Consider the following 25,403-nt stretch of genomic DNA (forward strand, 5'->3'; position numbering starts at 1 on the left):
AGAAGCTGACTACTTAATCGCAGCTTCCTTAGGACAAATGTCATCGTATTTTCCCCCTTGCTTCATGTGTATTAGTCGCGACTTGATCTGACACATCATCTTGAAAAGGTGAGAGTTACCCGTTTTGATAAAGGTGTCGAATCTTCAATCAAAACAAAAGAGGTAACTCTCATGCTGCATACTAACAACCCCATCATTAAACACAAAGCAGGTTTGCTGAATCTCGCTGAGGAGCTCGGCAACGTTTCCAAAGCCTGCAAGGTTATGGGCGTGTCCCGTGACACCTTCTATCGCTATCGTGAACTGGTTGAGGATGGCGGCATTGATGCGCTTATCAACCGCTCCAGACGCACGCCCAATCTGAAAAATCGTGTTGATGACCATATAGAGCAAGCTGTCATTGATTACGCCATTGAGTTTCCCGCCTATGGTCAAACCCGAACCAGCAACGAACTGCGCAAGCAGGGCGTCTTTGTTTCCGGCAGCGGCGTACGTTCAATTTGGCTCAGGCACGGGCTGGAAAACCTCAAGAAGCGCCTGGTCGCATTGGAAGCAAAGATGGAGCGCGATGGCATCATTCTGACAGAAGCGCAGGTGGCAGCCCTGGAAAAGAAAGCCCAGGACGATGAGGCCTGCGGTGAAATTGAAACCCATCATCCTGGCTATCTGGGCTCACAGGACACCTTTTACGTCGGCAACCTCAAAGGTGTGGGGCGGATATACCAGCAGACCTTCGTCGATACCTACAGTAAGGTCGCCTTTGCCAAGCTCTACACCACCAAAACCCCAATCACCTCTGCCGACCTGTTGAACGACAGAGTATTGCCGTTTTTCGAAGCTCAGGCGCTGCCGATGCTGCGTATTCTCACTGACCGGGGCACCGAGTACTGCGGTAAGGTTGAGCAGCACGATTATCAGCTGTATCTGGCCATCAATGATATCGACCACACGAAAACCAAAGCCAGACATCCACAGACAAACGGTATCTGCGAGCGTTTCCACAAGACCATTCTGAATGAGTTCTATCAGGTCACGTTCCGCAAAAAGCTGTATAGCACACTGGAGGAGCTGCAAAAAGACTTGGACGAATGGCTGGCGCTGTACAACAATGAGCGCACCCATCAGGGCAAAATGTGCTGCGGTCGCACACCGATGGCGACATTAATTGATGGAAAACGGGTTTGGGCTGAAAAGAATTTAGCCCAAATCTAATCTGACAACGGCACCCCAAAATCGGGTAACTGTCAGATCAGGTCTGAGCTATTACACTTCATGATACTGGGATCGCTTTAATGATTTGTTCTTCGGTGTGACGTTTCTTCATGTTGAAATTTCCATCGGCAAACGTTCATCCATCCACTTTTAAATCGATTATTTAATTCAGTAGTCTTCCCTAACTGATAAAATTTCCAGGGGATTACAGCTCCCCTGAACTAATCGTTTCCCTCTAATGCTAATTTTTTGTCCAACCTGCGGCGGTTGTGCAAACCAGTGCATGGCAAGCGGGGGCATAATGCGTCCTTCGAATTGAACTTGTTCTTCTTGAATCTTAGCAATCTGAAAGCTGTCTTCAAACTCTTGGTAAACACAGGGACCACCATCTTTTTGACAACCCGAGAGCACGCTCGATAGAGCCAAAGGCAGTAGGGCGCAGCGTAATAGATTCATATTGGATTACCCTTCAGTACAGGGAAGGTTTTCTTGAAAGTTCACCAGCAAAGTTGCCACATAATTGGCGAGTGGGCCAGGTTCCAAATCCTGGGCCCAAGCACAAAATTCTTTCGGATAATTTTGCTGATAAACAAAGTTTTCCAGCATTGCCAACACTTGATAACCCAATTCAGGCTCGGTGGTCTCAGCCATTTCATCTTCGTTCTCAATCGGTTTTGGAGTATCTAATGTCACGAACGGCAGTACATATAAGCTGGCAAAGTCGCCTTGGCTCAAGAGCTGTTGAATTAACGAAATAGCTTCTTGTTCCCGCCCGTCGCGAGCCATTGCAAAGGCAAGCAAACGCTGGTCTTCAACAGCAGGTGAGTCCAACAGGATTCTATCCATATGCTGGTAAAGTAATTGCCAAACTTCACCCACATGAGGAGCGGGGGCTGATGCCATCAGTCTTGCCGTGATATATGGATGTTTTGCAAATGCTCGATGAAGGAAGCTGATCTCTTTCGGATTTTTAGGGTGAATCCATTCTCCCATTAAAGAGTAAGTTCCTTGTTGGATTAAGCGATAAGCTTCCAGTATCCATTGTTCATCTGTGCTGGAAAATAGTTCAGCTGGCAATTGGATAGGCGGTCTTCGGTCTGAAAAGTCAAAAACATTGTCATCACCGCAGCGATACGATTGTTCTGACCACAGAGACTCAGGGGGGGAAAACATAATCAACAGACTTGCCCTGCGATCAAGCTTTTGTGAGCAGGCATAGGTGAGTAATTCGCTTAATGCATCATGGTCGATAATATTGCTGAGTTGATGGCTGGTCGAGGTTTCACTGGGGACAGCACATGCCATAAGGCTTTGAGTGAAAAGTAATAAAATCATGAGTTTTACGGAAACCCATCTCTTTGACATGCTCAAACATGTTTCCATAGAACACTCCTTGCTCTATTGTTAACTATCGGTAAGTTAGCCAGAAATAGTAGTTATCACAAACATATTCGGCTGGGGATGAGGGAAAGTTCGTCGAAATGAATTGAATTGTAGATGAGGCTGACTAAACCGGGAGCGTAATTCTACGCTCGGACCGGCAACAAAAGAGGGCGATGATGGACCAGCTTGCGCTGACATGGGAACTGGAAGAGACCAAACACCGGCAAAAGAGTAAACCCAGGCTCGGTGTGATGATCAATGGCGTTCGGTTAACTGAGATTATTTCTCAATTTGAGCAGCAACAAGGCATTGGCGAGTTTAACGACGTTTTTTTGCATGAATCCGATGTACAAGAATATTCGTTGTTCAACTGGCTTAAGAGTCTCGAAGAAGGGGATGTTCGGATCATTCTTCTTGGCTGTAGTTGTGGGCAAGTCGAATGTTCATTCTTTTATGCCAATGTTTGCAACCGTGATGGTTGGGTATATTGGCAGTTTGATGGTTGGCCTAAACGCGATTATTCTGAATTTCCTTCCTTTTGGTTTAACGCGTCAGAGTATCAGCAGGTTATTGAGGATGCGCTTCTGCACCATCAGTAAATCGTGTAATAAAAGAGTCTGGACACCCAAAATACTTTTGCTGGAGAATATGCCCATCCTGCTCTGAGCGGCCGAGGGCATGGAAGCCGGGGCAGCATCAGTCTAATCAGTCGAGACTGTCGCGCAGCGACTGGCTCACAACCGAGAGCCTGGGATGGCGGAACTGGCCGTTGTGCATGGATGCATTTGCCCCACGACCTTTGCCAAGCGCTGCTTGGTTGCTTCAAAGAGTGCTCTCGATCACTCTGGATCGTAATCAAGCACTGGTGCCAACCACTTCTCCGCCTCGGCCACCGTCATCCCTTTGCGGCGGGCGTAGTCTTCTACCTGATCCTTGCCGATGTTGGTCACGCCAAAGTAACGCGCCTGTGGGTGGGCGAAGTACCAGCCACTTACAGCTGCTGTGGGGTACATGGCGAAGCTTTCGGTGATATTAAGGTCAATGCACTCGTTGGGTTTCAGCAAGTCCCACAACAGCCCCTTCTCTGTGTGATCCGGGCAGGCGGGGTAGCCGGGGGCGGGGCGGATGCCGCGGTATTTCTCGCGGATAAGCGCCTCGTTATCGAGGTTTTCGTCGCTGGCATAACCCCAAAACTCTTTACGCACCCGCTCGTGCATGCGCTCGGCGAAGGCTTCGGCCAGACGGTCTGCCAGCACCTTGAGCATGATGGCGTTGTAGTCGTCGTGGTTGGCTTCAAAACGTGCCAGATGCTCATCGATACCGTGGCCTGCGCATACCGCAAAGCCGCCGGTGTAGTCGGCCACACCGCTGTCTTTGGGGGCAACAAAGTCCGACAGACAGAAGTTATCGTTACCCACCCGCTCGATTTGCATCCGCAAATGATGGGTGGTCATCAGCACTTGGGTGCGGCTCTCGTCGGTGTAAAGCTCGATATCGTCATGGTTCACGGTATTGGCCGGGAACAGGCCAATCACCCCTTTGGCGGTGAGCCACTTTTCATCGATGATGGTTTGCAGCATGGCTTTGGCGTCGGCATACAGCTTACGGGCCTCTTCGCCCACCACCTCATCGTCGAGAATGCGCGGGAAGTGGCCGTGCAGTTCCCAGGCGCGGAAAAACGGCGTCCAGTCGATGCGATCGACCAAATCATCCAGTGGGTAGTCTTCAAACACCTGAATACCAAGCTTGTTCGGCACTTTTGGCTGGTAGTTGGCCCAGTCGAGCTGGCAGCGGTTTTCCCGCGCCTTCTCGATGGAGACAATCTCCTTGCGCTTGGCCTGTGACAGGCGCTTTTCGCGCATCACATCGTATTCATCGTAGGTGGCCTTGATGGTGGCATCGCGGGTCTCGTTGTTGATGAGTTTGCTCACCATGGGCACGGCGCGGGACGCATCCGGAATATAGATGGCGCCGTGGGGGTAGTGGGGCGCAATCTTGACCGCAGTATGGATTTTCGAGCAGGTGGCGCCGCCGATGATGGCGGGAATGGTGAGCCCTTCACGCTCGAAGGTCTTCACGTTATGCACCATTTCATCAAGGCTTGGGGTAATGAGCCCCGACATGCCGATGATATCGACCTGCTCTTTTTTGGCGACTTCGACGATTTTCTCCACCGGTACCATCACGCCTAAGTCAATCACCTCATAGCCGTTACAGGCGAGCACCACGCCAACGATATTCTTGCCGATATCGTGCACGTCGCCTTTTACCGTGACCATCAGCACCTTGCCGTTGCTTTGGCCGGCGACCTTTTCGGCCTCAATAAAGGGGTTTAAGTAGGCCACGGCTTTTTTCATCACCCGGGCGGATTTAACCACCTGGGGCAGGAACATCTTGCCCTCGCCAAAGAGATCGCCCACCACGTTCATGCCGTCCATCAGCGGGCCTTCAATCACATCCAGCGGACGGGTGGCCTGCTGACGGGCCTCTTCGGTGTCGGCATCGATAAATTCGGTAATGCCCTTTACCAGCGCGTGTTCGAGGCGCTTGTTCACCGGCAGGCTGCGCCATTCCAAATCTTCTTTCTTACCTGCACCGCCGCCAGCGCCGCCGCGATACTTCTCGGCGATTTCCAAGAGCTGCTCAGTGTTGCTTGAGTCGGCCACCGGGCAGGGCAGGTTAAGCACCACCGCCTCGACCCGCTCTTTCAGCTCGGCGGGAATATCGTCGTAAATCGCCAGCTGCCCCGCGTTCACAATGCCCATGTCCATGCCTTCTTTAATGGCATGGTAGAGGAAGACGGCGTGGATGGCCTCGCGCACCGGGTTGTTGCCGCGGAACGAGAAGGACACGTTGGACACACCGCCGGAAATCATCGCATGGGGCAGGGTGGCCTTGATGTCGCGCACCGCCTCGATAAAGTCCACCGCGTAGTTGTCGTGCTCTTCGATGCCGGTGGCCACGGCAAAAATATTGGGGTCGAAGATGATGTCTTGTGGCGGGAAGCCGACTTTGTCCACCAGAATGCGATAGGCGCGGGTACAGATTTCAATTTTGCGGGCGCGGGTGTCGGCCTGGCCGGTTTCATCAAAGGCCATGATGATGGCGGCGGCGCCGTAGCGCTTCACCAATGTCGCCTGCTCGATAAACTTGGCTTCGCCTTCTTTGAGGGAGATGGAGTTGACGATGCACTTGCCCTGCACGCACTTAAGGCCCGCCTCGATGACTTCCCACTTGGAGGAGTCAATCATGATGGGCACCTTGCTGATTTCAGGCTCAGAAGCCACCAGATTGAGGAAGGTGGTCATCACCTCTTCGCCGTCCAGCATGCCCTCATCCATGTTGATATCGATGATCTGGGCGCCGTTTTCAACCTGATCCCGGGCTACCTCCAGCGCGGTCTCGTATTGGCCTTCTTTAATCAGCTTCAAAAACTTGGCTGAGCCTGTAACGTTGGTGCGCTCGCCCACGTTCACAAACAGGCTGTCGGCGCTGATGGTGAGCGGTTCAAGCCCGGCCAGACGGCAGGCAACCGGGATCTCCGGCAGTTTGCGTGGGGCATGTTTTTCAACGGCTTCGCGGATAACGCGGATATGATCCGGGGTAGTACCGCAGCAGCCGCCGACTATGTTGAGCATGCCTTCGATGGCCCACTGCACTATGATGTCGGCCATCTCCTGTGGTGTTTCATCATAGCCACCGAACTCGTTCGGCAGGCCCGCGTTGGGATGGGCTGACACATAGCATTCGCTGATGCGGGAAAGTTCCTCGACGTAAGGGCGCAGCTCTTTTGGCCCCAGGGCACAGTTAAGCCCCATGCTGATGGGCTTGATATGGCGCAGCGAGTTATAAAAGGCTTCGGTGGTCTGGCCGGTAAGGGTACGGCCGGAGGCATCGGTAATGGTGCCGGAAATCATCACCGGCAGGCGAAGGCCAATGTCGTCGAAGACGGATTCGATGGCAAACAGCGCCGCCTTGGCGTTGAGGGTATCGAAAATGGTTTCCACCATGATGATATCGGCGCCGCCTTCAATCAGGGCGGCGGTGGACTCGCTGTAGGCGGTCACCAAATCATCGAAGTGGATATTACGGTAGCCGGGGTCATTTACATCCGGGCTGATGGAGCAGGTACGGTTGGTTGGGCCAAGCACCCCGGCCACATAGCGGGGGATGCCGGTCTGGGCTTCCACTTCATCGGCCACTTCGCGGGCGATGCGGGCGCCAACGAGGTTAATCTCGGCCGAGAGCGTTTGCATCTCATAGTCGGCCATGGCCACCGTGGTGGCGTTAAAGGTGTTGGTTTCGATAATGTCGGCACCGGCCAGCAGATACTCGCGGTGGATGCCCTTGATTATCTCAGGCTGAGTGAGCACCAAGAGGTCGTTATTGCCTTTCACGTCGCAGTGCCAGTTAGCAAAACGCTCGCCGCGGTAGTGCTCTTCCTCCAGCTTGTGTCCCTGGATCATGGTTCCCATGGCGCCATCGAGGATAAGAATGCGGTTGGAGAGATCCTCGTTCAGTCGCTGTTGACGGCTCTGGGCAAGCGCCCTGGTCGCTTGGGATAACACTGGAGTTGCCATAAAAAAACACCTGCAAAGTACAAAAAAGTGACTGTCCTGTGTAGCCTAAGCCGGGTTGATGCCGCTGAAAAGGTAAAACCGGTACGGCACCCGCTTAATTTGATTTGGACATTTATACGTATAGACGTCCATAATACGCGAAACTTGGCTTTAGGGGCAAGCAGGGGTTCAGGGGCAAACCAGGGCTCAGGGGCAAGCGAGGTACCCGTCGGCATTGATGTAAAACCGGAATGAGGATAACGCGGTATGCACAGGCAAGCTGACCAGCCGAATGAACGGGAAAAGGACGTGGCGATTTTGCCCCGTGACATTATTTTCTGGCGCCATGGCCAGTGTGAAGATGGCGCTGTGCTGCGGGGCCGGAGTGATGCCCTGCCCAGTGAAAGTGCCCTGAGTGCCATTGCCGGCAAGGCCCGTGACATGGCAGTACCTGCCAAAATCATCTCATCACCCTTGCTGCGCTGCGCGCGGCTTGCGAATGCCTTGCAGGCAGAAATAACAGCCGCTCACCCCGAGGGCAATCCACCAGACATACTTATCGAGCCGCAGCTGACCGAGATGGACTTTGGCGTCTGGGATGGGCAGCCCATAGCACAGCTTTGGCAAACCGCTCCCATGGAGGCCTGGTGGCAAGACCCCTGGGCGATAACGCCCGAGGGCGGCGAGCCCATGGCTGCTTTTGAGGTCAGGGTGGCAGAGGCACTGCAAAGGCTGCTGTCGCACGCACCGCTTAATGATGGCAGGCCACTGTGGGTGGTTACCCACGGCGGTGTTATCCGTTGTCTGATGGCTGCTATTTTGGGGGCAGAAAGGGTCGCCGGCTTTTATCGGGCGCTGGAGCTGGATTACGGCGCCCGGGTTCACACCCGCTGGTACTGGACCGACAGCGGCTGGCAGGGGCGTTTACTTTGGGGGAGCTGAAGGCTTTGCTTACCACCAAGTCCCTTGCCCCTTTACCAAGTAGGTGAAAGGTCTGATAATCTGCGAGCCGGAGTCGTTTCTCCGGCCATTTACGCCAGGGGTGTCGGGGGCCATGCCAACCCGACATGAAAAGGGAACCGGGGACATACCATAAGGTATCAGCCCGGACTGTGCCCGCAACTGTGTGGGGGAATGCCCCCGAGTCAGGATACCTGCCCCTGTGCCTCTTTTATTTTCCCTGTCCGGGCGGGTTACCCGGTGGAGTGATATGAGCCAAATTGCCATGCCCGTTCCCCAGAGGGAACCCGGGCACTTGTTGTATGGGGTAGCACCATGACCCCGGCCATCGACGTCAGCAACCTCTGTTGGCGGGTTGGGGAGCGGCCGCTGCTGGACAGCGTAAGCTTTGCCCTGTCCGGAAACGGCATGTACGGGGTGATTGGCCCCAACGGAGCCGGCAAGTCATCCTTGCTACGTTGTCTGTACCGTTTTATTCGCCCCGACAGCGGCACCATACTGCTCAATGGTCAGGACATTCATCTCTATTCCAGACGCAGCTTTGCCCGCGCGGTGGCCGTGGTGCCCCAGGAATTACCCCCCCTGTTCGATCTCTCCACCGAGGCCGTAGTCGCCATGGGGCTTATCCCCTACAAGGGCTGGCTCGCTGCCGACAGCGCCGCCGACAAGGCCAGCATTGCAGCGGCTCTGGCGGAAGTGGGGCTCGACGGATATGGCCGCCAACCCTTTGGCAAACTGTCCGGCGGCGAAAAGCAGCGGGCACTCATTGCCCGGGCGCTGGTTCAAAAGCCGCAGTTTCTGATCCTGGATGAACCCACAAGCCACCTGGACGTACGCTTCCAGATTGAAGTGCTGGAACTCTTAAAGCGCCTGGATATCTGCGTGATTTGCACCATACACGACCTGAATCTGGCCAGTGCTCTGTGCGATGAGCTGCTGCTGATATCCCGTGGCCGCCTTGAGGCTTCGGGCACGCCCGCTGAGGTGCTTACCGAGGCCATGCTCGCTTCTGTGTTTGGGGTGTGCACTACGGTAGAGCCTCACCCTCAGCATGGTCGTCCCCTCATACATTACTACTACGGTTATGGCGGCCGAACGGCGTCTCAAGGTCCGAAAGAGGTGAGCCTGTGACTGCCATCAGAGCCCTGCTAACCCCCCTTGGACGCCGCGAGCTGATGGTGCTGGCGCTTATTCTGGCCTGTCTGTTGTCGCCTGTGTTTGCCAGCATTTTTGGCGCCGTGGATATAGGTTTTCGCGAGGCCATGTCGGTGTACCTGCATGCGCTGATTGGCGAGCGCCCGGTGGATGTCGCGTATCTCGACAGCCGCATTTTGCTGGAGCTGAGGTTGCCGCGCATACTGCTGGCCTTTGTGTGCGGCGCCGGGCTTGCGCTTTCCGGCTGGGCGCTGCAACTGGTGACCCGCAACCCACTGGCCGACCCTTATCTTTTTGGGATCAGCGCCGGTGCCAGCCTGGGGGCGATTGTGGTGCTGAGTCTTGGCATAACCCATGGGGTATTGCTCGCCATCGGCTTGCCGCTTGGGGCCTTTATCGGTGCCAGTGCCTCGGTATTGGTGGTACTCACCCTCAGTGGCTTTGGGCTGCAAAGTCAGGTGGAGCGCATGCTGCTTTCCGGGGTCGCCACCTCGTTTTTATTCGGCGCCCTCGGCAGTTTGCTTCTATATTTTTCAAGCCCCCAGGTAACGGCATCGGTGATATTCTGGAGCCTTGGCAGTTTTGCCCGTGCGGCCTGGGATATGCTCTGGTTGCCCTGGCTGGTGTTTGGCGCCTTTGTGGGCTTTTTGCTGCTGGTCACGCGACAGCTGTTTGCCCTCAGTGCCGGTGATGAAACCGCCCACGCCCTTGGGGTATCCGTGGCCAAACTGCGCATTATCAGTTTGCTGATGTGCTCTTTGATGACAGCCGTGCTGGTGGCCAGCTGCGGCGGCATTGGCTTTGTGGGACTGATGATCCCCCACATCGCCAGATTGCTGTTTCCCGGCAGTCAGTCGCTGCTGATTGTGGCCATGCTGGGTGGACTCTTTATGGTGTGGGTCGATGTGATGACCCGCAGTTTACTGCCGCCACAGGAGTTGCCTGTGGGGGTAATTACTGCCGTGGTTGGCAGTGTGTTTTTCCTGACGCTGCTCTTTAGCCGCAGGAGTGAATAAGGATATTGGATGTTTGATATAGCTCCCGTCAGCCGCGAGCGGGATGAGCAAATCCAGGCGCGCATCGACGATAAAACCAAGCCACGAGGGGCCCTTGGGGCGCTCGAACCCCTGGCGGCACACCTGGCGCGGCTGCTCGGCGAGTCGCCGGAAATCAAGCGCCCTGCCATGTTGGTGTTTGCCGCCGACCACGGCATAGCCAGTGCCGGTGTATCAATTGCACCGCCTGAGGTGACCGCCCAGATGGTGGCCAACTTTGCCGCCGGGGGCGCGGCCATCAATGTGTTTTGCCGCCAGCTCGGTTGGCAGCTGGAGATTATCGATGCCGGCATGCTCAGCGCGCCGCCAAGGGATATGGGCGTGACCGATTGTCGCCTCGGCGCCGGTACCGGCCCCATTTACAAGCGGGCTGCCATGACACTTGGCCAGGTGGAGCATGGCCTGAATTTTGGCCGTGAGCGGGTGCGCTCTCACCACGCCAAAGGCGCCAATCTCATCGGCCTGGGGGAGATGGGCATTGGCAATACCTCCAGCGCCGCAGCCGTGATGGCTGCACTGATGGGGCTTGAGGCCAAAGACTGTGTCGGCCGGGGAACCGGTGTGGATGCAGCCACCCTCAAGCGCAAGCAGATGCTGGTGGAGCAGGCGCTCTTGCTGCATCTGGATATGCTCACCAGCCCCGAGTCTATCCTTGCCTGTGTGGGCGGCTTTGAAATCGTCGAGATGACCGGCGCCATTTTGGGCGCTGCCGAGCTGGGGATCCCCGTGTTGGTGGACGGTTTTATTGCCACCGTGGCCGCACTTGCTGCCGTGAAGATGTTCCCCCAAAGCCGTGAATACCTTATCTTTGCTCATCGCTCGGCAGAGCGTGCCCATGGGCTGATGCTGGCGCATCTTGAGGCCGAGCCGCTGCTGAACCTTGATATGCGTCTCGGTGAAGGTACAGGGGCGGCATTGGCCCTGCCACTGGTGCAGGCCGCGGCTAATTTTTATCGTGAAATGGCGAGCTTCAGCGACGCCGGAATTACAGATGTAACGCCTTAGGGCGGGAGCAGTTATGTCGACCTTTAAGCGTGAACTTGAGTTGTTTTTGTTGGCGCTCACCTTTTTTACCCGCATTCCTGTGCCGGTAAAGCTAGATTACAGCGGCGAAGGATTAAACCGCGCCAGTCGTTACTTTGGTCTGGTGGGCACCCTGGTGGGGCTCATCGCCGCTCTGGTGTTTTACCTGACCCAGTTTATCTTTCCTGCCTCCGTTGCCGTGGTGCTGGCCATGATTGCCACTGTGCTGCTCACCGGCGGCTTCCACGAAGATGGCCTTGCCGATACCGCCGATGGTTTTGGCGGCGCCTTCGAGCGGGAACGCAAGCTGGAGATCATGAAAGACAGCCGGGTCGGATCCTATGGATCCCTTGCGCTGATGCTGGCACTGCTTTTGAAGTTTCAGCTGTTAAGCGAACTGGCGCTCTATTCGGTTTCCAGCGTTGTTGGCGGCCTGGTACTTGGGCATACCTTAAGCCGCGCCATTGCTGCCAGTATCATTTTTAACCATACCTATGTGCGCGAAGACGCCGAGAGCAAAGCCAAGCCCCTGGCTCAATCGATGCACTGGGATGAAGTACTGTTTTTGCTCATCAGTGCCGGAGTGATTTGTTTGCTGCTTACCGGCGTGGGGGCGACTTTGGTGATACTCGCCACCCTCTTTGTGGCCCGCAGCCTGCTGGCCCGTTGGCAGTCACGCCACATAGGCGGTTATACGGGAGATACTTTGGGCGCTTGCCAGCAAATACTGGAACTGGTGGTCTATTTGGTGCTCTTGCTGCTGTGGAGTCAGTCGTGAGTGAGCCTGTGCTCTCCCGGCCACGTGCTGTTGTGGGCTATTCACTGGGCGTCAAACTCTCCGGGCGGCTACCCATGCCAAGGTGCCTGCCAGCCAATCCCCGAGCTGGTGGTCTGCTTGGTGCCCTTGCTGCTGTGGAGTCAGTCGTGAGTGAGCCCGTGCTCTCCCGGCTACACGCTGTTGTGGGCTATTCACTGGGCATCAACTCTCCGGGCATCAAGTCTCCGGGCATCAACTCTCCGGGCGGCTACTCATACAAAGGTGCCTGCCAGCCAATCCCCGGGCCGGTGGCCTGCTTGGTGCCCTTGCTGCTGTGGAGCCCGTTATGATCCATCTGGTTCTCGGTGGTGCCCGAAGCGGCAAGAGTCGCTTTGCCGAGAACGAACTTGCCCGGGTGTCGCCCCGTGGGATCTATCTGGCCACGGCCACGGCGGGGGATGATGAGATGGCGGCGCGTATCGCCCGCCATCAGCAGGATAGACTGAATGCACCCTGCCAGTGGCAGCTTATCGAAGCGCCGCTGGATTTGGCCGCACACCTCAGGGCCTTGTCCGGCGAGGCGCGGCCGGTACTGGTGGACTGCCTGACGTTATGGCTGACCAATCGCCTGATGGCTGAGCCTCAGAAGATGGCCGAGGCACGCCAGGAGCTCCTCAATGCCATAGGGGATTTTCATGGGCAGCTGTGGCTTGTCAGTAACGAAGTGGGCTCAGGCATAGTGCCCCTCGGGGTGCTCAGTCGCCAGTTTGTGGACGAAGCAGGTTGGCTCAATCAGGCCATTGCCGCCCTTGCAGACAGGGTGACCCTGGTGGTGGCCGGATTGCCGCTTGCTCTGAAGGGCACTGCCGCCAACGCTGAAATGGGAGGATAACCCATGGGCTCTTCTACGCTGATGATCCAGGGCACCGCCTCGGATGCCGGTAAAACCACCCTGGTCGCGGGGCTCTGTCGCCTGCTGGCCAGACAGGGCCTGAAGGTGGCGCCCTTCAAGCCCCAGAATATGGCTCTCAACAGCGCCGTGACCGACGATGGCGGTGAGATAGGCCGCGCCCAGGCGCTGCAGGCCGCTGCCTGTGGACTTAAACCCCATACCGATTTTAATCCCATACTGCTCAAGCCAGGCTCAGACACCCGGGCGCAGGTCATAGTTCACGGCAAGGCGCTCACGTCACTTGAGGCATCGGCCTTTTTCGGCCCCGAGGGCAAGGGATACAAGGCCATGGCCATGGATGCCGTGCTGGCGTCTTTCAATCGTCTCGAGGCGTCCTTCGATTACCTGCTGGTGGAAGGCGCCGGCAGCCCCGCCGAAATCAACCTGCGGGAAAACGATATTGCCAACATGGGCTTTGCAGAGGCGGTGGACTGTCCGGTGATTTTAGTGGCCGACATCGACAAGGGCGGCGTCTTTGCCCAGCTGGTGGGCACCCTGGCGCTGCTGTCTGAATCAGAGCAGGCGCGCATCAAGGGCTTCGTGATTAACCGTTTTCGCGGTGATATCAGCCTGCTGCAGCCGGGGCTGGATTGGCTCGAAGCCCATACCGGCAAACCCGTGCTGGGCGTGGTGCCTTATATGCACAACCTGTTGCTGGACGCCGAAGATGCGCTGGTACCCTATCAGCAAGTCGGCACCGATACCGAGGCCAGGTTTCGGGTGAGGGTGCTGGTGTACCCCCGCACCAGCAATCACACCGACTTTGACCCACTGCGGCTGCATCCGGGGGTGGATTTTGATTATCTGGATATTCAGAGTGCCAGCCCGGATGCGCTTCAGGGGGCTGACCTTATCATTCTCCCCGGTAGCAAGAATGTGCGTGCTGACCTTGAATGCCTTAAGGTCAATGGCTTTGGCAGCGCCCTGCGAAAGCATTTGAGGTACGGTGGCAAGCTGATAGGCATTTGCGGCGGATATCAGATGTTGGGGCTGGAAATCGATGATCCCGACGGCATCGAAGATGTCCCCGGCAGCATTGAGGGGCTGGAGCTATTACCCCTTATCACTGAGCTGGAAGGCACCAAGGTGCTGGCCAATGTCTCGGGTGAGCTTAGCCTCGGTGAGGGATCGGTTGCGGTCAGAGGCTATGAAATTCACTGTGGCCGTACCACAGTGCTTGGCCAGCATATCAGGCCGCTGTTTTTAGTGGATGAGCAGGGCAGCCCCGCCAGTGACAGAGGCTGCATCAGCGACGATGGTGCCATCTTTGGCAGTTATCTTCATGGCATATTCGATACCCCGGCGGCGCTGGATGCGGTGCTTGCCTGGGCAGGTTATCGTGGCGATGCCCGGGGCATGTCGCTGGAGGCTCACAGAGACCAGCAGTTGAATCGTTTGGCCGATACTTTGGCAGAGCACCTGGACATGGCCAGGCTTAATTCTTTCTTTTTATGACGCTATCAGGACATTGGGATGACTGACATCAAGGCCGAGCGCCACAAGGCACGGCAACAAAAGGTAAAGGAAGCCGTGGACGCCAAGGTTGCCGCCGCAACCATAGAGCGCGGCGTACTCATGGTGATAACGGGTAATGGCAAGGGCAAGAGTACCGCCGGTTTTGGCACAGTCACCCGCGCCGTTGGCCATGGCAAAAAGGCGGCAGTGGTGCAGTTTATCAAGGGCGGCTGGGACTGCGGTGAGCGCAATCTGCTCGAAGGGGTTGGCGTGCCCTTTGAAGTCATGGCCACCGGCTTTACCTGGGAAACCCAAAACCGTGAAACCGATACCGCTGCCGCCGAAAAAGCCTGGGCCGTAGCCGAAACCTGGCTAAAGGATGAAAGCCTGGACCTTATCCTGCTGGATGAGCTCACCTATATGCTGAGCTATCACTATCTGGATCTGGAGCGGGTGTTAACGGCCCTGAAAAACCGGCCGCCCCACCAACACGTGATAGTCACCGGGCGTAACTGCCACCGGCAGTTGCTGGAGCTTGCCGACACCGTGAGTGAGATTGAGTGTGTGAGGCATGCGTTTGAGGCGGGAGTCAAAGCCCAGCCCGGCTTCGACTTCTGATTTCAGCTTACTGATTGGCGTTTTGGCGGCATAGCCGTCACAGCGCCATCCCATCACGTAGCGCTGCTACGCTCAGGGCTGTCGCCGTTAGGCGGCTTTGCCAAAAGCACCAATCACTGTGCTGAATGTTTCCCGTTGATCCTGGCCGTGGCGGTTTGGTCAAATCACCCACCACAGTGATGAATCTTTCCTGTGCTCACTACTGAGGCAGCTTGGTCACTGTCGCCATAGCGCCGTCCCGGCAATCGGCTCTGCGTAGCGCGCCGCGCTATCTTATCAAGGCATTAGTGTCAGTTTTGAAGCTGCCGCTTTTTTCTGCTGTGCTACATTTTTGTGAGGGCATTCTGTTCCTGCATGCACAAAGCCTATTCGCTTTTGCAGCCACCTGAGACATCAGCAAAGGAAGATTAACTATGCATCTCAACGAGTTGACTATCAGAACCAAGTTTTCGATTCCGCTGGTTGTCATTGTGATCATGACGGTTGTTATCGCCACAGTCAGTATTATCAACGCCAAGCGGCTGTCGTCAGATGCCCAGAATCTGGCGACCACGTTTCTTGCCGCCGTGGATGCCGGGTTGAATGCCGACCGGGATCTGTATCAGGCGCTCACTGCCAGTCAAAGCTATGTGCAGCGCGGTTTACTGGGCGAGTCCGGTGGAGAGAAATTCCGTCAGGACTTTGATGAAAATGCCAAACAGGCGCTGGACAGGATGGCGCTGGTGATGAGCCTGCTCAAAGATTACCCTGAAGTGCAAGGCAACAAGGCCCAATTCCAGCGCGAATATGATGCCTGGCTGAATGCGGCCACGCAGGTGTTTACCATGGCAGACAAGCAGAGCCCCGTGGCGGCAGCCAATTACAGCAACGAGGTGGTGATGCCGCTCTTTAAGGCATTGCGAGGGCATTACGATAAAACCGGTGAGTGGGTAAAAAACAAAGCGGATGAGGTCACAACTCAGGCGCTTAATGCCAGCCAGAACGAAGTCAATTTAATGTTTTTTATCATTACCTTGGTGGTGCTGGTCAGCATCCTGAGTGTGGTGTTTGGCCCAAGATTGGTCACCTCCCGGGTAGAAGAGCTCGACACCATGATTGCCGCCATCAGTGAAGGAGAAGGGGATCTTCGCGGCAGACTGGATGACAGCGGCCGTGACGAATTGTCGCTGCTGGCCAGAACCTTCAACGGCCTGATGATGAAACTGCAACAGTTGATTTCAACCATCAAAAGTGATGCGGTTTCGCTGGATGCCCGGGTCGTAGGCCTCAATCACTCAGCCAAAGAGAGTGAAAAAATATCCTCTGAACAAAATGCCAACCTCGAACAGATAGCCACGGCGGTGCATCAACTCAGCCATGCAGTGCATGAGGTGGCCGCCAGTTCTCAAAATGCCCTCAGCGATACCGAGCATGCCAACGGCCTTATCAAGGAATCCACTGCCGTGGTGGGCCAATCGGTTGAGCGGGTGCAGCAGCTGGCAGGTGTGGTGTCCCACGCCAGCGAGGTGATTCAGCATCTCGCATCCGAGTCCAAGCAAATCGTCACAGTGCTGGATGTCATTCGCGGTATTGCCGAGCAAACCAACCTGCTGGCACTGAATGCTGCCATTGAAGCCGCGAGGGCCGGTGAGCAGGGACGGGGCTTTGCCGTGGTAGCGGACGAAGTCAGAACCCTGGCAAGCCGTACCCAGCAATCCACCGAGGATATTCAGCGCATGGTGGCCGGACTGGAAGCCGGCGTCAGTGAGGCGGTATCGGCGATAGACTCAGGTACCCGTCAGGTGGATTCTGTGGTTGAGGCGTCGGGCAGCATTACCCGGGCCCTGGCTGGTGTGGATGAGGCGGTGTCCCGTACCAAGGATCTGATTTACCTGATTGCCACCGCCACAGAGGAGCAGAGCAAGGTGGTGGATGAGGTGAATCAGAATATCAGCTCACTGAATCTTCTCTCTCAAGAGAGTATTGGTGTTGTCAGGCGTACCCGGGAAGCGGCTGATGAAATCGCCCAGATTGGCACTGGCCTGTCGGGTAATGTTGGGCGCTTTTTGGTGTAACGCCTGTTTAAGGTGACAGTCAGAATTGGGCCCTCCTGTGAGGGCCCTTTTACTGTTGGCGCTCAGCGCTCAGTTTGAGGAACCTGAATTGCCGTGTCCGCAAGTGGCACAGGCATCACTTTCAGGGCTTCTTTTCCTGCGTCATTCAGGTTCTGGTTCAGTGATGCGGCGCCTTGTGCAAAGGGTTCAAGGGCTGTGGGCCAGGTGGGAACGGCCGAAGCCAGACTGCCCTGCACGGCTTGCTGCAGCGGCTCGGCAAACACCTGGGTCACATCACCCTTTATCAGCATCACCGCCATTTGGTTGGTATCGCTGTTCCAGACGAATCCGGCCTTTTCAGCCATCTCGGGTACCGGTGTGTAGCGGGAGACCAGATAAAACAGCGGGCCTTCCTGCTGCAGTTCATTGGCGGTTTGCAGCAGGCTCACTGCAGTGCCGTAATGCTCACCGAGCAAGGGTTCGAGGCGGCTTTTTATCACGGGCTGCTGAAGCAGGTTTACCTCATTGGGATCCAGTCCCACCAAGGGTTTCATCAGCGCCCACAGCAGTTGGCTCTGGGGCGACAGCAGTAGCATGGGGGCAACACAGGCCTGCAAAAACAGCGTGCACAACAGGGCCGTAGCCCAGGGGCGAAGCGAGACAGACAACATGGAGTAAGGATTCCGATAGGGGTTGGTGGGCTTGGGGCTGCACACCTCGGGTGGCGAGCCGGCGAGCATTCTAGCCTTGCCCGTAAGGCCCCGCTATGGGGGCAAGCGGCGAAATTTTTTTGTACTGAGGGTCAAGGCCACTGACCGACCCAAGCTCGCCTTTGGGGGGAGGCGAAGGTACAATGGCCGCTGATTTTTCAATTCTTTTGGGTATGGTTTTCGTACCTGAATTGGCAGGAGCCTATGCACGTACACATTCTCGGGATTTGCGGCACCTTTATGGGTGGTCTGGCGCTCTTGGCGCGGGCCATGGGACACAAGGTTACAGGATCGGATGCCAACGTGTATCCGCCCATGAGCACTCAGCTCGAAGAGCAGGGCATTGAATTAATCCAGGGCTTTGACCCAGTGCAGCTTGAAAGCGAGCCCGACCTGGTGGTGATTGGCAACGCCATGAGCCGGGGCAACCCCTGTGTGGAAGCTGTACTCAATAAAGGCATGGCCTACACCTCCGGGCCACAATTTTTGCGCGACCATATATTGCCCGGCCGCTGGGTGCTGGCGGTGGCCGGTACCCACGGTAAAACGTCCACTTCCAGCATGCTGGCCTGGGTATTGGAACATTGCGGCTATGAGCCGGGTTTCCTGATAGGCGGCGTGCCGCAAAACTTTGGCGTATCGGCCCGTCTGGGGAACTCCCCCTTCTTTGTGGTCGAGGCCGACGAGTACGACAGTGCCTTTTTCGACAAGCGCTCCAAGTTTATTCACTATCAGCCAAAAACGTTGGTTATCAATAACCTCGAGTTCGATCACGCCGATATCTTTGACTCGCTGGCCGACATTCAGCGCCAGTTTAGCCATGTCATCCGTACAGTGCCCGGCTGCGGTAAGGTGATTTGGCCCAAAGACAGCAAAGCGGTGGCCGAGGTTATCGACAAGGGGTTGTGGAGTGAGCAGGAAACCTTCAGTCATCAGCAGGGGGCCGATTGGTCGGTAAGGCCGCTGGCGGCCGATGGGCATCAATTTGAAGTGCTGTTTGGCGGTGAAGTGCAGGGCGTGCTCGACTGGCAGCTTATCGGCAGCCACAACATGGAAAACGCGGTCATGGCCATTGCCGCTGCACGCCATGTGGGCGTTGCCCCGGCGGCGGCCATCGAGGCCCTCAGCGGCTTTATGCCGCCCAAGCGCAGGCTGGAACTGATTGGTGAGGTTGGCGGTGTCAGCCTCTACGACGACTTTGCCCACCATCCAACGGCCATCGAAACCACCCTTAAGGGGCTCAGGGCCAAGGTGGGGAATGCCCGTATCTTTGTGGTGCTGGAACCTCGCTCAAACACCATGAAGCGCGGTGTTCACAAGGATACCCTGGCCTTGTCCATGGCGCTGGCCGACGAGGCCTTCCTCTATCAGGCCGATAATATCGGCTGGGATATCCGTGATGCCATGGCCCAGGCGCCGCTGCCGGTGGATGTGGACTATGATATCGACAGCATAGTGGCCAAGGTGGCTGCCAGGGTACAGAGCGGTGACCAACTGGTGGTGATGAGCAACGGCGGCTTTGGTGGTATCCATGGCAAGCTGAAGGCGGCCATTGCCGCCAAGCTGGCTTGAGCCGCGCAGAGAAGTGAATCAGATGAATGAACATCAACCCATGACGCCAAAGGTCAACAGCATCAGTCTTGCCTGGACGGGCGCCTCCGGGGCGCCCTATGGCCTTAAGCTACTCCAATGCCTGCTTGAAGCCGATTACCGGGTGTTTTTAATGATTTCCAGCGCTGCCCGGGTGGTGTTTGCCACCGAAGAGGGCCTTAAGCTGTCGGCCGATGGCGCCAAAGCCGAAGCCCAAATCCGTGGCTTTATTGGCTGCGAAGCCGGTGAGCTGGTGGTGCTGGGTAAAGATGAGTGGTTTTCGCCGCCGGCATCAGGCTCGGCCGCGCCAAAACAGATGGTCATTTGCCCCTGTTCCACCGGCACCCTGGCAGCGGTTGCCACCGGCATGAGCAACAATCTACTGGAGCGCGCCGCCGATGTGGTGCTCAAGGAGCGCGGCCAACTTATTCTGGTGCCAAGGGAAACCCCTTTTAATGCCATCCACCTGGAGCATATGCTCAAGCTGACTCAGCTTGGCGCGGTGATAATGCCTGCGGCGCCGGGCTTTTATCACCATCCCAAATCGGTACAGGATCTGGTAGACTTCTTGGTCGCACGAATTCTTGACCATTTGGGCGTAGCCCACAGCCTGACCAGGCGCTGGGGTTATGGTGGCGAAGGCGCCACACAAGCTTCTGATAATTGAGAGTATTATGAAACACACCATCGAAGAGATGATCTCGGCCGCCGAGATTGACCAAAAACTCAATGAACTGGCCGAGCGTATCAACGCCCACTATGAAAACAGCGAACGCCTGCTGATGGTAGGCCTGCTCAAGGGATCTGCGGTCTTTATGGCTGACCTGTGTCGCCGTATCAAGGGCCACGTGGAAATCGACTTTATGTGCGTTTCCAGTTACGGCAATGCCATGTCCAGCTCCCGCGATGTGAAGATCCTCAAAGACGTGCAGTCAGATATCGCCGATCGTGATGTGCTTATCGTTGAAGATCTCATCGACTCGGGCAATACCCTGTCCAAGGTGCGTGAACTCCTGTTGGTGCGTGAGCCAAAGAGTCTGGCCCTGTGTACCCTGCTGGATAAGCCAGAGCGCCGAGAGGTGAATGTACACGTGGATTTCGTTGGCTTTACCATTCCCGACGAGTTTATCGTTGGCTACGGTATCGACTATGCCGAGAAGTATCGTAACCTGCCTTACATCGCCAAGGTGATCCCGCTGGAATAAGCGGGGCCTGAGCTTAAATCGGGGGCTGTGGCCCCCGCTTTTGTTTAAGGCAGGACAGTCAGGTTGTTAATCAGGTTCAGCGAGGGGGAGCAATGACAGAGGCTGCAACTGGGGTAGCACTCAAGATAGAAGGGCTTAAGAAAACCTACAAAGGCGGTGTTGAGGCGGTTAAGGGCATCAGCCTTGAAGTCGCCCGGGGAGACTTTTTTGCCCTGCTCGGCCCCAATGGTGCCGGTAAGTCCACCACCATAGGCATTATCAGTTCGCTGGTGCAAAAGAGCGGCGGCAAGGTGGAAGTCTTTGGCCATGATATCGACAGGCAGCTGGAAGCCGCCAAGCTGTGTATCGGTCTGGTGCCCCAGGAATTCAACTTCAACCAGTTTGAAACCGTACTGCAAATCGTGGTCAATCAGGCCGGTTACTATGGTGTGCCGCGTTCAGAGGCGTTGCAGCGAGCCGAGAAATACCTCACAGCGCTGGACCTTTGGGATAAGCGCAACAGCCCGTCCCGTCAGCTGTCCGGCGGTATGAAGCGCCGTCTGATGATTGCCCGTGCCCTGATGCACGAACCCAAGCTGCTTATTCTGGATGAACCCACGGCCGGGGTGGACATTGAGCTGCGCCGCTCCATGTGGAGTTTTTTAACCGAGCTTAACCGTCAGGGCGTCACCATTATTCTCACCACCCACTACCTCGAAGAAGCCGAAATGCTGTGCCGCAATATCGGCATCATCGACAAAGGGGAACTGGTGGAGTGTACCAGCATGAAAAAGCTGCTGGCCAAGCTCAATATGGAAACCTTTATCCTGGATCTGAAGAGCGATGTGGCCTCACTGCCAACCCTGGACGGTATTCAGTGCCGTCTGGTAGACAATCACACCCTTGAGGTGGATATCGCCAAAGAGCACAGCCTCAATCAACTCTTTGCCCAACTGTCGGAGCAGGGGATAGAGGTGCTGTCGATGCGCAACAAAGCCAACCGTCTGGAAGAGCTATTTGTGGCGCTGGTGGAAGGGGCCAAACAGGCCAAAGCAACGGGGAGCCACAACTGATATGAAGGCCTTGTACCTGACCGCATTCAAAAGCATTCTGATTAAAGAAATCACCCGTTTCACCCGTATCTGGGTGCAAACCCTGGTGCCACCTGCTATTACCATGACCTTGTATTTTATGATTTTTGGTAATTTGGTGGGCGGCCGTATCGGCGAAATGGGCGGCGTCAGTTATATGGAGTTTATTGCCCCCGGTCTCATCATGATGTCGGTTATCACCAACTCCTACTCCAACGTGGCTTCCAGTTTTTTCAGCGCCAAGTTTCAGCGTAACCTCGAAGAGCTTATCGTGGCGCCCGTGCCCCATTACGTGATGATTGCCGGTTACGTGGGCGGCGGCGTGGCCCGGGGGCTCTGTGTGGGTCTGATAGTAACCCTGGTGGCACTGAGCTTTGTGGATCTCAGCATCCATCATCTGGGGCTGGTGGCCGTGACCGTGTTTATCACCTCGGTGCTCTTTTCACTGGGCGGGCTTATCAATGCGGTGTTTGCCAAGAGCTTCGATGACATCAGCATCATCCCGACCTTCGTGCTGACGCCACTGACCTATCTGGGCGGGGTGTTTTATTCGCTCTCCTTGCTGCCCGACTTCTGGCATGCGGTATCCACCTTAAACCCCGTGGTTTATATGATAAACCTGTTCCGCTACGGCTTTCTTGGTGTGGCAGACTTAAGTCTGGGCGTGTCCTTTGCTGTAATGCTGAGCCTGTGTGTGGGGCTGTGGTATCTGGCGTATTACCTGATTTCACGGGGTATTGGGCTTCGCAGCTGATACCGGCCGGGGTGGCCGTCCAGCCTAGTGGGCATTGGCGGCGGCCACTGTGTCACGCCGTGCCTTAAGGGACGAAATGGAGGCGTCGTTGGCGCCTTTCATTTCATCAAATCTCTGATTCATCACCGCCACTTCTTTTAAAAACTCCGGATCGGTTTCCGGGGCGCCGCGCCAAAAGCGTTTTCGATCCAGCTTTTGCATCTCGCTGGCCCGCATCACCTCTATATAGCTGTTTTCCTGATTCAGGCGATAGATTTCACTGTCGATAAGGGAGAGCATTTTTTCGCTGGAAATGGCTTTGCCGCTGAGCAATTCAGTCAGGGGATCGTTGGGATCTGTGTGTTTATCCGAGTCCACTTCCCGGGTCAGGCCAAACTCAAACGCCATCTCCCTTTGGCTGTATTCGCCGGGGCAATTGGTTTGAGAGTACACCACCCTGTCACCCTTGATGCATTTGTAAATGGTGTCGGCGCCGCTCGCCATCGGCGGCAACAGACAAAGCAGCAAAGGAGCAAGGGCTCGCATGGGTGGCACATCCTTTTGATTCTGTGTTAAAAACCTAGCTCCCAAGACCGTCGCGGTCTTCGGGTGCGACTGCCATTAATATGGCGCACGTCAATAAAAAACACCAGTTAAAATATGTACTTGGTAATGAATTTACCGTCTTTGAGACAATAAAAAAGGGAGCCTCGGCTCCCTTCGTGTGTTTGTTTAACCTTAGCGGCTGAACACCAGATTATCAATCAGGCGGGCCTTGCCAAGGTATGCGGCGGCGAGCACCACCAGCTCCTTGTCGGCATCCGTGGGCAGGGCCAGAGTGGCAGCGCTGCGTACTTCCAGGTAATCCGGGCGGAAACCGGCATCCACCAGGGCCGCATTGGCCTCAGTGATGGCGGCAGCTATGGCGGTGCCTGTGCCGATTTGTGTGGCAAGGGCATCCAGGGCGGCCTTGAGCGCGGCGGCGCGGGCCTTTTCATCGGCGGTCAGGTAACCGTTGCGGGAGCTCATGGCAAGGCCACTGGCTTCACGCACAGTTTCTACGCCCACGATTTCCAGCGGCAGTGACAGGTCTTCCACCATGGTGCGAATAACTAAAAGCTGCTGAAAATCCTTGCGGCCAAAGAGGGCCACATCGGGCTGCACTATGTTAAACAGCTTCAGCACTATGGTGGCTACGCCACGGAAATGGCCCGGGCGGCTGGCACCACACAGCTCATCGGAAATGCCCGGCACTTCCACAAAGGTCTGGGCATCCAATCCCTTGGGATAGATTATCTCAGGCGTTGGAGTAAACAGCAGCTCACAACCGGCGGCAGTCAGCGCGGCCTGATCTTCTGCCAGGGTACGAGGATAGGCGTCCAGATCCTCGTTTTTACCAAACTGCATGGGATTGACAAAAATCGAGGCTACCACGTGGTCGGCACGTTGTTTGGCTTCTTTTACCAGGGTAATGTGCCCGGCATGGAGGTTACCCATGGTGGGCACAAAGGCCACGGTCTCGCCATTGGCGCGCCACTGGCGCACCTGACGTCTGATTTCATCGATTACAGCGGTTGTGTACATCTGTGTCTCAATTAAAGGTATGTTCTGGGCCAGGGAAGCTGCCATCGGCCACTTCGTCGATAAAGGCGCGTACCGCAGCGCGGATTTCACCGGTCTGCTTTAAGTAGTTCTTTGAAAAACGTGGAATATAACCACTGGAGATGCCAAGAACATCGTGCATCACCAAAATCTGGCCATCGGTGTCTTTACCGGCGCCGATGCCAATCACGGGAATGGTCAGGGCCTCGGTAATGGCCTTTGCCAGCGACGCCGGAATACATTCAATCACCAGCAGCTGGGCACCTGCGGCTTCCAGTGCCTTGGCTTCATTCAGAATACGCTGGGCGTTGTCAGCATCACGGCCCTGTACCTTAAAGCCACCGAAAACGTGTACCGACTGAGGCGTCAGGCCGATGTGGGCACACACGGGCACGCCACGCTCGGTGAGTTTTTTCACGCTTTCCAGCAGCCACTCACCGCCTTCCAGCTTCACCATGTTGGCACCGGCCTGCATCAGGGCAGTGGCCGTGGTCATGGTCTGCTCCACGGTGGCGTAACTCATAAAGGGCAGGTCGGCTATCAGCAGCGCGCGGGAAATACCGCGACGCACACAGCGGGTGTGGTAGGCAATGTCTTGCACAGTAACCGGCAAGGTATCCTCGTGCCCCTGCAGTACCATGCCCAGCGAGTCGCCCACCAGCAGGACATCAACGCCCTCACTGTCAAAAGCGGCGGCAAAACTGGCATCATAAGCGGTCAGCGCGGTGAACTTTTTCCCTTCCTGTTTAAACTTCATCAGGGTTGAGGTGGTGACTTTGGACATAATGCGTTTCTCTACCAGCGAGTGTGAAGTGGAGTTATAAGCCAACTGAGGCCTGACTTCAATCGCAGGGCGTCAGTTGGTGAAGCTCGTCCCGCATTGCCTGGGTGATAAGGCTCTGGACCGGGGTGCCACAGGGCAACATCAGCCCGGGTGTCAGGCTTTCCAGCGGAATAAGCACAAAACTGCGGTCTTTCATGCCGTAGTGGGGCACTGTGAGTCTGTCGCTGCAAATCACTTGGTTGCCATACAGCAACAAATCCAAATCCAGGGTACGGGGGCCCCAGCGCACCAGGCGCTCACGGCCCTGGTCAAGCTCAATGGCTTGCAGGGCATCCAGCAGCGCCAGAGGCTCAAGTTCGGTATCAAAGCAGGCGACGGCATTGACGTAATCGGGCTGTGCTACCTCACCCATGGGACGACTGCCATAGTAGGGCGATACCCTGAAACTGCCTGGGGCTGCCAAGGACAACAGGGCCTCGCAGGCCCTGTTAAGTTGGCTGATGGGCTCGGCGAGATTGGCGCCGAGAGCCACATAAACCCGGGTCAT

Annotated in this window: 25 protein-coding genes and 1 riboswitch; of the genes, 17 read left to right on the plus strand and 8 right to left on the minus strand. The window is 56.1% G+C overall.

What is annotated here, in order from left to right; translation table 11 throughout:
• The first annotated feature begins 171 nt into the window (after positions 1–171).
• Positions 172–1,212, plus strand: a complete 1,041-nt coding sequence (locus JQC75_RS03540) for an IS481 family transposase (RefSeq protein WP_203324101.1) — start codon at positions 172–174, stop codon at positions 1,210–1,212.
• A 168-nt stretch (positions 1,213–1,380) separates the two neighbouring features.
• Here JQC75_RS03540 and JQC75_RS03545 read toward each other — a convergent pair whose 3' ends face one another.
• Complete coding sequence (locus JQC75_RS03545; protein WP_203326112.1) at positions 1,381–1,668, minus strand: hypothetical protein; 288 nt, start codon at positions 1,666–1,668, stop codon at positions 1,381–1,383.
• A 6-nt stretch (positions 1,669–1,674) separates the two neighbouring features.
• Entirely contained in the window at positions 1,675–2,595 is a 921-nt protein-coding gene (locus JQC75_RS03550) for a hypothetical protein (RefSeq protein WP_203326113.1), read from the minus strand.
• Positions 2,596–2,768: 173 nt separating this feature from the next.
• Between JQC75_RS03550 and JQC75_RS03555 the strand changes: the two genes are divergently transcribed.
• Positions 2,769–3,194, plus strand: a complete 426-nt coding sequence (locus tag JQC75_RS03555) for a hypothetical protein (protein WP_203326114.1) — start codon at positions 2,769–2,771, stop codon at positions 3,192–3,194.
• Positions 3,195–3,434: 240 nt separating this feature from the next.
• Here the strand turns inward: JQC75_RS03555 and metH are convergent, their stop codons facing one another.
• Positions 3,435–7,175, minus strand: a complete 3,741-nt coding sequence (metH, locus tag JQC75_RS03560) for a methionine synthase (RefSeq protein WP_203326115.1) — start codon at positions 7,173–7,175, stop codon at positions 3,435–3,437.
• A gap of 246 nt (positions 7,176–7,421) precedes the next feature.
• Between metH and JQC75_RS03565 the strand changes: the two genes are divergently transcribed.
• The 10 genes from JQC75_RS03565 to JQC75_RS03610 all read left to right on the plus strand — a co-directional run bounded on the left by JQC75_RS03565 (position 7,422) and on the right by JQC75_RS03610 (position 17,183).
• Positions 7,422–8,096 (plus strand): histidine phosphatase family protein, encoded by a 675-nt coding sequence (locus tag JQC75_RS03565; RefSeq protein ID WP_203326116.1) that lies wholly within the window; start codon positions 7,422–7,424, stop codon positions 8,094–8,096.
• A gap of 81 nt (positions 8,097–8,177) precedes the next feature.
• Positions 8,178–8,330: riboswitch (cobalamin riboswitch) on the plus strand.
• Positions 8,331–8,429: 99 nt separating this feature from the next.
• Positions 8,430–9,245 (plus strand): ABC transporter ATP-binding protein, encoded by an 816-nt coding sequence (locus JQC75_RS03570; protein WP_203326117.1) that lies wholly within the window; start codon positions 8,430–8,432, stop codon positions 9,243–9,245.
• A gap of 44 nt (positions 9,246–9,289) precedes the next feature.
• Positions 9,290–10,285: a FecCD family ABC transporter permease gene (locus tag JQC75_RS03575; RefSeq protein WP_283165434.1), complete on the plus strand. Its 996-nt coding sequence runs from the start codon at positions 9,290–9,292 to the stop codon at positions 10,283–10,285.
• Between the two features lie 9 nt (positions 10,286–10,294).
• A complete protein-coding gene (gene cobT / locus JQC75_RS03580) occupies positions 10,295–11,329 on the plus strand; it encodes a nicotinate-nucleotide--dimethylbenzimidazole phosphoribosyltransferase (protein WP_203326119.1) in 1,035 nt (344 codons plus the stop codon).
• A 13-nt stretch (positions 11,330–11,342) separates the two neighbouring features.
• Positions 11,343–12,125, plus strand: coding sequence for an adenosylcobinamide-GDP ribazoletransferase (locus JQC75_RS03585; RefSeq protein ID WP_203326120.1), 783 nt, complete (start codon positions 11,343–11,345; stop codon positions 12,123–12,125).
• Entirely contained in the window at positions 12,122–12,454 is a 333-nt protein-coding gene (locus tag JQC75_RS03590) for a hypothetical protein (RefSeq protein WP_203326121.1), read from the plus strand. The genes JQC75_RS03585 and JQC75_RS03590 overlap by 4 nt, the downstream gene beginning before the upstream one ends.
• The gene (gene cobU, locus JQC75_RS03595; protein WP_203326122.1) at positions 12,451–12,996 is read left to right on the plus strand and encodes a bifunctional adenosylcobinamide kinase/adenosylcobinamide-phosphate guanylyltransferase; all 546 of its coding nucleotides are present in this window, start codon (positions 12,451–12,453) and stop codon (positions 12,994–12,996) included. The genes JQC75_RS03590 and cobU overlap by 4 nt, the downstream gene beginning before the upstream one ends.
• A 3-nt stretch (positions 12,997–12,999) precedes the next feature.
• Positions 13,000–14,511 carry a cobyric acid synthase gene (locus JQC75_RS03600; RefSeq protein WP_203326123.1) on the plus strand — a complete coding sequence of 504 codons (1,512 nt, stop codon included), beginning with the start codon at positions 13,000–13,002 and terminating at the stop codon, positions 14,509–14,511.
• Between the two features lie 18 nt (positions 14,512–14,529).
• Positions 14,530–15,129, plus strand: a complete 600-nt coding sequence (cobO, locus tag JQC75_RS03605) for a cob(I)yrinic acid a,c-diamide adenosyltransferase (protein ID WP_203326124.1) — start codon at positions 14,530–14,532, stop codon at positions 15,127–15,129.
• Between the two features lie 413 nt (positions 15,130–15,542).
• Positions 15,543–17,183 (plus strand): methyl-accepting chemotaxis protein, encoded by a 1,641-nt coding sequence (locus JQC75_RS03610; protein WP_203326125.1) that lies wholly within the window; start codon positions 15,543–15,545, stop codon positions 17,181–17,183.
• A 62-nt stretch (positions 17,184–17,245) separates the two neighbouring features.
• On the opposite strand, the gene JQC75_RS03615 is transcribed toward JQC75_RS03610, so the two are convergent.
• A complete protein-coding gene (locus JQC75_RS03615; protein ID WP_380798340.1) occupies positions 17,246–17,902 on the minus strand; it encodes a hypothetical protein in 657 nt (218 codons plus the stop codon).
• Positions 17,903–18,076: 174 nt separating this feature from the next.
• On the opposite strand from JQC75_RS03615, the gene mpl reads away from it, so the two are divergent.
• The 5 genes from mpl to JQC75_RS03640 all read left to right on the plus strand — a co-directional run bounded on the left by mpl (position 18,077) and on the right by JQC75_RS03640 (position 22,491).
• Entirely contained in the window at positions 18,077–19,444 is a 1,368-nt protein-coding gene (gene mpl / locus JQC75_RS03620) for a UDP-N-acetylmuramate:L-alanyl-gamma-D-glutamyl-meso-diaminopimelate ligase (RefSeq protein ID WP_203326126.1), read from the plus strand.
• Positions 19,445–19,466: 22 nt separating this feature from the next.
• Positions 19,467–20,129 carry a flavin prenyltransferase UbiX gene (locus tag JQC75_RS03625; protein ID WP_275403206.1) on the plus strand — a complete coding sequence of 221 codons (663 nt, stop codon included), beginning with the start codon at positions 19,467–19,469 and terminating at the stop codon, positions 20,127–20,129.
• A gap of 7 nt (positions 20,130–20,136) precedes the next feature.
• Positions 20,137–20,667: a hypoxanthine phosphoribosyltransferase gene (gene hpt, locus JQC75_RS03630; protein ID WP_203326127.1), complete on the plus strand. Its 531-nt coding sequence runs from the start codon at positions 20,137–20,139 to the stop codon at positions 20,665–20,667.
• A 92-nt stretch (positions 20,668–20,759) separates the two neighbouring features.
• Positions 20,760–21,719, plus strand: a complete 960-nt coding sequence (locus JQC75_RS03635; protein ID WP_203326128.1) for an ABC transporter ATP-binding protein — start codon at positions 20,760–20,762, stop codon at positions 21,717–21,719.
• 1 nt (position 21,720) lies between these two features.
• Positions 21,721–22,491, plus strand: coding sequence for an ABC transporter permease (locus JQC75_RS03640; RefSeq protein ID WP_203326129.1), 771 nt, complete (start codon positions 21,721–21,723; stop codon positions 22,489–22,491).
• A gap of 24 nt (positions 22,492–22,515) precedes the next feature.
• Here the strand turns inward: JQC75_RS03640 and JQC75_RS03645 are convergent, their stop codons facing one another.
• The 4 genes from JQC75_RS03645 to folK form a co-directional block, all read right to left on the minus strand.
• Complete coding sequence (locus JQC75_RS03645) at positions 22,516–23,016, minus strand: DUF4124 domain-containing protein (protein ID WP_203326130.1); 501 nt, start codon at positions 23,014–23,016, stop codon at positions 22,516–22,518.
• Between the two features lie 192 nt (positions 23,017–23,208).
• Positions 23,209–24,054: a pantoate--beta-alanine ligase gene (panC, locus tag JQC75_RS03650; protein WP_203326131.1), complete on the minus strand. Its 846-nt coding sequence runs from the start codon at positions 24,052–24,054 to the stop codon at positions 23,209–23,211.
• 7 nt (positions 24,055–24,061) lie between these two features.
• Positions 24,062–24,856: a 3-methyl-2-oxobutanoate hydroxymethyltransferase gene (panB, locus tag JQC75_RS03655; protein WP_203326132.1), complete on the minus strand. Its 795-nt coding sequence runs from the start codon at positions 24,854–24,856 to the stop codon at positions 24,062–24,064.
• 58 nt (positions 24,857–24,914) lie between these two features.
• The gene (gene folK / locus JQC75_RS03660) at positions 24,915–25,403 is read right to left on the minus strand and encodes a 2-amino-4-hydroxy-6-hydroxymethyldihydropteridine diphosphokinase (protein ID WP_203326133.1); all 489 of its coding nucleotides are present in this window, start codon (positions 25,401–25,403) and stop codon (positions 24,915–24,917) included.

The sequence above is a fragment of the Shewanella litorisediminis genome (assembly GCF_016834455.1).
In the GTDB taxonomy this organism is placed as follows: domain Bacteria; phylum Pseudomonadota; class Gammaproteobacteria; order Enterobacterales; family Shewanellaceae; genus Shewanella; species Shewanella litorisediminis.